The organism is Waterburya agarophytonicola KI4 (assembly GCF_020640915.1).
Lineage (GTDB): Bacteria > Cyanobacteriota > Cyanobacteriia > Cyanobacteriales > Xenococcaceae > Waterburya > Waterburya agarophytonicola.
This window is the reverse complement of record NZ_JADWDC010000059.1, coordinates 22,127-28,831: the sequence shown is the minus strand read 5'-3', so window position 1 is coordinate 28,831 and position 6,705 is coordinate 22,127. Positions and strand designations below refer to the sequence as shown.

Here is a 6,705-nt window from a genome sequence, read left to right as displayed (position 1 = left end):
CACTATCTCAAATACATCATTTTCTATTTTACTTTTATTTAGGTGGAACTACTTAGTAACGAAAGAACGTTGTTGCGATATTCTGTAGTGTCTTGTCCTTTATTGTTGTCGATAGCGCTGTCTGTATTATCTTGAGAAATTGCTTCAATTCTATTTTCACTAGAAGGATGGGTACGTAAAAATTGAGGAGTACCACCCCCTCCTTCTAACTTAGCCAAAAAATCAGCAAAGGCTTGACTGGGGTAGCCTGACTGTTGCAAGATTTTTAATCCGCTACTATCTGCTTCGTATTCAAAAGAACGACTTTGAGGCAAATCCACTGCTAGTTGATAGGCTGTTTGTGCCAAAACGCTAGTTTCTACTCCTGCAACCGTAGCCATTCCCCTTGCTGCGACTGCCTGTTTTAAACTATCGATACCGTGTCTTTCATTAATGTGGGCTATTTCATGAGCCATAACTGACGCTAGCTGCGCTCTATTTTCAGCAGTTTTCAGCAGTCCAGTAGTCACATAAACAAATCCTCCAGGGGTAGCAAAAGCGTTAACTTCATTACTATCAACTACTTGAAAAGTAAAAGGTATGTCTCTGCTATCACTATTAGCGAGCAATTCTTGACCCAGGTTTTTGACATATTCTTGAATTTGAGGATTGTTATAAAGTCGATATTGACTTAATACCTGTTGATTTGTTTGTTTGCCTATTTCCACCTCTTGTTCGTCGGAAATAGTTGCTACTTCAATAAATTCTACAGCTCCTTGGAATATATCTAAAAAATCAACGGCAACTATTTCCGATGCAGACACGGGTAAACTACTTCTCGTAAGTACAAAGCCAGCCAACAGAGTAATACGCCATCTTATTGCCTTCGTCCAATTTGTGACCATTTTCTAATTAAATATACTCGTGTTTCATCAAGTCCTTAATAATATTATCTTTAAGCATCAATAGTTTAGAAGCTTGCAGTAATAAATCTCTTGCCTCGTCTGGATTCATTGCTCGAACAGACTCTTCAAAAATACGCATCTTAAATTTTTGTTCCATAGTCAAATCCATATTTAGTTGAAAACCAGAAGTATTTCCGTTCATTTTAGAAAGTCTCCAGACAAAATAACTTTGAACAATTGAATTAATCTGCTTTACCTTGCAACTTCAACTGTATATTTACATTAAATGATTTGAGTGGGGTTTTGCTTCTATCAAAAGGAAGAAAGTTATAAGTTTTTTGAACAAAGTGCTTTTTTGAGTATGGTTAATGATACCTAAATTAATTACATTAGTAATGAGTAATGAGTAATGAGTAATGGTTTTCTCTCTTACAATTCCACTCCTGTTAATATTGCGATCGCATTTTTTAAAAAAGAATATTGCGAGGGGTTATTTATGGGAAAAGTGCTTTAATTTGGTATTGGATTAAGTACGAGTATGAAAGTTTATTCAATCCGTCATGGTATCGCAGCCGAAAGAGGAACTTATGCTGATGACGAACAACGCCCTTTAACAAACAAAGGTATCAAAAGAACCACTGAAGTAGCCCAAAGATTACTAGAACTAAATATAAAATTCGATTTAATCCTGACAAGTCCTCTAATAAGAGCCTACCAAACAACAGAAATCTTACACCAAGTAAGTTTGTCGACAGATGTTGAAGTTTTTTCTCCCCTTAAACCTGGAGGACAAATAAAAGATTGGTTGGAGTGGCTGGAGAAATGGCAGATCGATCGCCCTAACGGTAATTTAGCCTTAGTGGGACATCAACCAGATTTAAGCAATTGGGCAGAAATGCTAATTTGGGGAACGATCAAAGGACAAATGGTAGTTAAAAAGGCAGGAATTATCGGTCTAGAACTTCCTAGTGTTGGTACGCCTATTGCCCGAAGCACTCTGTTTTTATTAACTTCTCCAAAATGGTTGATTTGTTAGTTGGGTTATATTACGATCGCTTTTTATCCTTCTAACCCACATTCAGCAGATCGCCATTATTATCTTGAAAACATGCGATCGCAACGAGTGCTTATTGATTAAACTTCTTCCATAATTCCCGATCCGTTTTATTATTTTGACAAATGACAAATGACAAATGAACCAAGTCCGCGATCGCCGATCCCTTCGAGCAATAAGCAAAAATCCCGCGTAGTTGTAGTTGGTGCTGGCATTGGTGGTTTAACAGCAGGAGCATTATTAGCCAAACAGGGATACGAAGTAACTATTTTTGACCAGGCGATCGTACCAGGAGGATGTGCTTCTACTTTTAAGCGTCGCGGTTTTACTTTCGACGTAGGGGCGACTCAGGTAGCTGGTTTAGAGCTTGGTGGCATACATCACCGTATCTTTGAGGAGTTAGAAATCGAACCTCCTACTGCCACTTTTTGCGACCCTGCTTGTGGGGTATTCTTACCAGGAGAAACCACACCGATCAATGTATGGCGCGATGCCGATCAATGGCAAGCAGAAAGACAAAAGCAATTTCCTGGTAGCGAACCATTCTGGAATCTATTAAATCGTTTATTTCAGGCTAGCTGGCGATTTCAGGGACGAGATCCTGTCTTACCTCCCCGTAGTGTCTGGGATGTGTGGCAGTTGATTTCGGCGGTCAGACCAGATACTCTAATTACCGTACCCTTTACTTTGATGACCGTTGCTGATGCTTTAAAGCTATATGGTTTGTATGAAGATAAACGCCTCAAAACTTTTTTAGATCTTCAGTTAAAGCTATATTCTCAAGTTGGTACGGACGAGACAGCATTGTTATATGCAGCTACTGCCCTAGCGGTTTCTCAATCACCCCAGGGATTATTTCATCTAGAAGGAAGCATGCAGGTATTGAGCGATCGCCTGGTAGCTGGTTTGGAGAAATATGGTGGTAAGCTGTTGATGGGTCACACTGTAGAAGAAATTCATACTGCATCGGGGAAAGTGGCGGGGGTAACTGTTCGCAACCAAAAAACAGGCGAGATTTATCGAGAAACAGCAGATGAAGTAGTAGCAAACGTAACTGCTCAAAATCTGGTCAAGCTCACTAAAGACAAAGCTTTAAATAACTATCGGCGTCGTGTCGATAAAATCCCCCAACCATCAGGGGCATTTGTAGTTTATTTAGGAGTAAAGCGATCGGCAATTCCCGCAAATTGTTCGCCCCATCTACAGTTTTTATACAACCAAGATGAAACTATCGGCGAAAACAATTCCCTGTTTGTCTCTGTTAGTAAGCCAGGAGATGGACGCGCCCCCGAAGGACAAGCAACTTTGATTGCATCTTCCTTTACCGATGCCGATCTGTGGTGGAAGGGAGACGATCGCGATTATGCCCAGATTAAACAACAATACACCGATGAAGCGATCTCCCGTTTGGGAGCATATTTCGATCTGGGTTCGGAAAATATTATTTACGTCGAAGCAGCTACACCCAGGACATTCGCTCGCTATACCGCTAGAGACAAAGGTATTGTGGGAGGCTTGGGACAGCGTATTGCTACCTTTGGTCCTTTTGGCTTTGCCAATCGTACTCCTATCAAACACCTGTGGTTGGTTGGCGACTCTACTCACCCAGGAGAAGGTACGGCAGGGGTGAGTTATTCAGCATATACTGTCGTGAGGCAAATTGAAGCCATGAGTAATTAGACTGGTTATTGGTTATTCTTCTTCAATTTTCAAAGATTGGGTTTGGGGATTTTTGAAGTATTGATAAGCAATACCCGATGCCTTTTGAATAAATTCTTTGGCTTCAGGGGCATTATCGGGGCGTTTGATTAGCATGGAGGCGATATAACGTTTGCCGTTGGGCATATCGATCGTTCCCACGTCGCCTAGGACTGATTTAATATCCCCTGTTTTGTGGGCGATGAGCGCGCCAGATTCCAAGCCTTGAGGTAGGAGGGTATCTTTTTCTACATTACCCATAATATGCAACAGGCGATCGCGCGATCGCAAAGATACTAATTCTCCTCGATCTATTTTAATTAGCAAACTGCCCAAATCTTCTGGACTGCTGGTATTCGTCCCTGTTAAGTCGGGTAAGGGGTTACGTAATTTGGTATTGGCTAGTCCCATAGTCACAAAACGCCGATTTAATACTTCCATTCCCCCCAGGCGATCGATCAGCATATTAGTAGCGGTATTATCGCTAATAATAATCATTTTGGTTGCAGTTTCCAAAGCCGAAAATTTCGTTCCAGGCTTTTGGTATTGCATATCTCCCGAACCACCAGCCATCAACTCTTTGGTCATGGTTAGCTGTTCGTCCAACCTAATTTTTCCTCGATCTAAATCCTGAAAAAATGCGACTAAAACTGGTAGCTTAATAGTACTAGCAGAAGCTATTTCTTGTTTGCCTCGAATGCTTACAAAACCCTTTGTATCTAGGTCTACTAAAAATACTTCAGGTTCGAGAGTCGGATATTCTTGGGCTAATTCTTCTATTTTTAGTTTTAACGGCGCGATTTCTTGACCCAAAGAAGCAATATTTAATAGTTGTTGTAACCTGCTTTGATTCGGCGAATTTTCGCTTTTCTCTTTAGTTGCGATCGCCTCTTGTTGGGGAAATGGTGCGGTAAAAGAATTGGCAACAGAAATAGTTGTCCCCAAAATAGTGCTAATGCCGACAATAATAGCCACAGTATAAATAGCTAACAATAGAGGCTGTTTCGGTTTTACCGCCCTAGCATTGGCAGTTTTTCGAGCAATATTGACAGTTTTTGCCGCAATATTTTTTTTCGTTGCGCTATTGCGTTTTAATCTGGAATTTTTGGTTGTGATCGTACTCAGTAAAGACTTTCGACTATTGGGTTTAGCGGTTTTTTTTTCTTTCGATAGATTCTGATTTTTAGCGATCGCAGACTTTTTGCGACTGGGTTGTTTTTTTTTCGCTGGGGTGGGGTTCGTTTTTTTCCCTTTACGATTCACTCCTGACTCCATTTATCATTTATCATTTAACATCGATCGTTGGCGAGGAAACTCGGACTTTTACTATTATTGTCTGGGATCTATTCAGTGACTCGATCCCAGACAATAATAGTTCTGTCATGAACAGTATGTCGGGTTTATGGCTGAAATTGCATTGATATAATTACTGATTTTTTTAAGCCAGCTATGTATCAAGATTTCGACTATTGAGCCAAAGGTTTAAAATATTCTGGTCAACTAGATTGGTAATCAATAATTTAGTGCGGAATAATAACAGACAAGTATTAGAGATAATTCTCAACTCGATCGCCATTATCGTCGCAGTGTCTATATTTCTCAAGGCAATTATCGATATAGATACAAATTATGATGTTGGTTGGTATCATTTACCCTTTGCTGCCAGAATTTGGGGAATTGTTCCCAAAAGTTCTTATATCTCGGAAAATTTAATCGAACATCGTTACGATGGTTTTCCTTTGCTGGCGCATTTTTTCCAGGGCTTGTTGTGGAAAATTACAGGACGCATTCAAGCAACGAATTTAGTCGGATATTTTAGTTTAATTGCTTATTTTGCTCTCTTGAGAAAATATTTTCAAGTCCCTCTATATCTTTCCGTAATTGCTATTTTTACTATTCCTGCGGTGTTAACTCATGCTGCGGGTAGTTTTGTCGATTTACCAGGAAATGTAGCGGTGTCTGCGTTAATGATGATGGTTTATTCCTTATTCAGACAGTCTCAATTACCCAACAAACAAGAGCTAATTATCATTATTTTGAGTGCAACCGCAGGGGTTAATACAAAACCGCAACTACAACCTTTAGTATTTTTGATTTATTGGGTAGTAGCAATCAGATTAGTCTGGCTTTATTTTAAAGATACTCAAAACAAGCCCAAACTAGGACTAACTATTCTAGGGGCAATTATCGCTTCAGTTTTAATCTTCGCCACGCCCATTAAAAATGTCGCACTATATGGCAATCCTTTTTATCCCATTAAAATCGAAGTTGCGGGAATTGTTCTCAATCATAAACTAACCCCCGACACCTATAGTGAAGGGCATAGACCACAAAAATGGTTGAGATCGATCCTCGAAATTAATACTCCTGAATGGACGACAGATCAATGGAATGGTGGGGACGAAACGTTGCTAGATCGGGCGGGGGGTTTCTTTGGGGCTTACGTAGTGTTTAACTTCTTGTTGCTGGCGATTTTAACCATAGTCGAACAATTACAAAACAGACAACTAGCTTCTAATAAATCTCGTAAAGCGATCGCAGCTTTGATTACAGTATTATTAATGTCCCTCGTTCCTGCTAATTTTCCTCAATCTCACGAATTGCGCTATTTTATGTTCTGGATGATTGTCTTAGTCTCTTTGAACTTATATCTTGTCTCTTCGTGGCATCAAACAGCTATAAAATGGATTAGACCAAATTATTTAGGAGTGGTATGTCTTTTATTTTTGGTCACAGTCTGTATTAAAATCGACAACTATTACCTTAGACCAGTTTTTAACAGTTTGGAACCCTATTTAAAAGATACGGTAAAAACCGAGCTTTTAGAGCAAATGATACCCAACGATCGCATTTGTCTGATCGCTCGTCATGCCATCTCCGATCCTACCAGCGTACCTTTTGCACAAATTCATAATGTTTTTTACTATAGTTCTTATTTTCATCCTGAAATTAAATACCCTTATAGTATTAAAGCAGCAGTAGATCCTAGAGACTGTGGCACTCTAAAAGTTATTCCTCCCAACGCCCAGGATTTTATTGAACCTTAAATTAAATTTTGATAGTTCAAAT

At 39.6% G+C, this 6,705-nt stretch carries 6 protein-coding genes; 3 read left to right on the top strand and 3 right to left on the bottom strand.

Features of this window, described 5'->3' with window-relative positions; translation table 11 throughout:
• Positions 1–38: 38 nt before the first annotated feature.
• Positions 39–884, bottom strand: a complete 846-nt coding sequence (locus I4641_RS18375) for a M48 family metallopeptidase (protein ID WP_229642035.1) — start codon at positions 882–884, stop codon at positions 39–41.
• Positions 885–891: 7 nt separating this feature from the next.
• Positions 892–1,086: an NblA/ycf18 family protein gene (locus I4641_RS18370; RefSeq protein WP_229642034.1), complete on the bottom strand. Its 195-nt coding sequence runs from the start codon at positions 1,084–1,086 to the stop codon at positions 892–894.
• 336 nt (positions 1,087–1,422) lie between these two features.
• Between I4641_RS18370 and sixA the strand changes: the two genes are divergently transcribed.
• Both sixA and crtD read left to right on the top strand, forming a co-directional pair.
• The gene (sixA, locus tag I4641_RS18365; protein WP_229642033.1) at positions 1,423–1,920 is read left to right on the top strand and encodes a phosphohistidine phosphatase SixA; all 498 of its coding nucleotides are present in this window, start codon (positions 1,423–1,425) and stop codon (positions 1,918–1,920) included.
• A 150-nt stretch (positions 1,921–2,070) separates the two neighbouring features.
• Positions 2,071–3,618: a C-3',4' desaturase CrtD gene (gene crtD, locus I4641_RS18360; RefSeq protein ID WP_229642032.1), complete on the top strand. Its 1,548-nt coding sequence runs from the start codon at positions 2,071–2,073 to the stop codon at positions 3,616–3,618.
• Positions 3,619–3,630: 12 nt separating this feature from the next.
• Here the strand turns inward: crtD and I4641_RS18355 are convergent, their stop codons facing one another.
• Complete coding sequence (locus I4641_RS18355; protein WP_229642031.1) at positions 3,631–4,911, bottom strand: serine hydrolase; 1,281 nt, start codon at positions 4,909–4,911, stop codon at positions 3,631–3,633.
• A 230-nt stretch (positions 4,912–5,141) separates the two neighbouring features.
• Here I4641_RS18355 and I4641_RS18350 point away from each other — a divergent pair, with 230 nt between their 5' ends.
• On the top strand, positions 5,142–6,683 hold the full coding sequence (locus I4641_RS18350) for a hypothetical protein (RefSeq protein ID WP_229642030.1): 1,542 nt from the start codon (positions 5,142–5,144) through the stop codon (positions 6,681–6,683).
• Positions 6,684–6,705: the final 22 nt, after the last annotated feature.

Coding starts and splice junctions, on each gene's coding strand:
- I4641_RS18375 (WP_229642035.1), bottom strand. CDS start 884: ATGGTCACAAATTGGACGAAGGCAATAAGATGGCGTATTACTCTGTTG.
- I4641_RS18370 (WP_229642034.1), bottom strand. CDS start 1,086: ATGAACGGAAATACTTCTGGTTTTCAACTAAATATGGATTTGACTATG.
- sixA (WP_229642033.1), top strand. CDS start 1,423: ATGAAAGTTTATTCAATCCGTCATGGTATCGCAGCCGAAAGAGGAACT.
- crtD (WP_229642032.1), top strand. CDS start 2,071: ATGACAAATGAACCAAGTCCGCGATCGCCGATCCCTTCGAGCAATAAG.
- I4641_RS18355 (WP_229642031.1), bottom strand. CDS start 4,911: ATGGAGTCAGGAGTGAATCGTAAAGGGAAAAAAACGAACCCCACCCCA.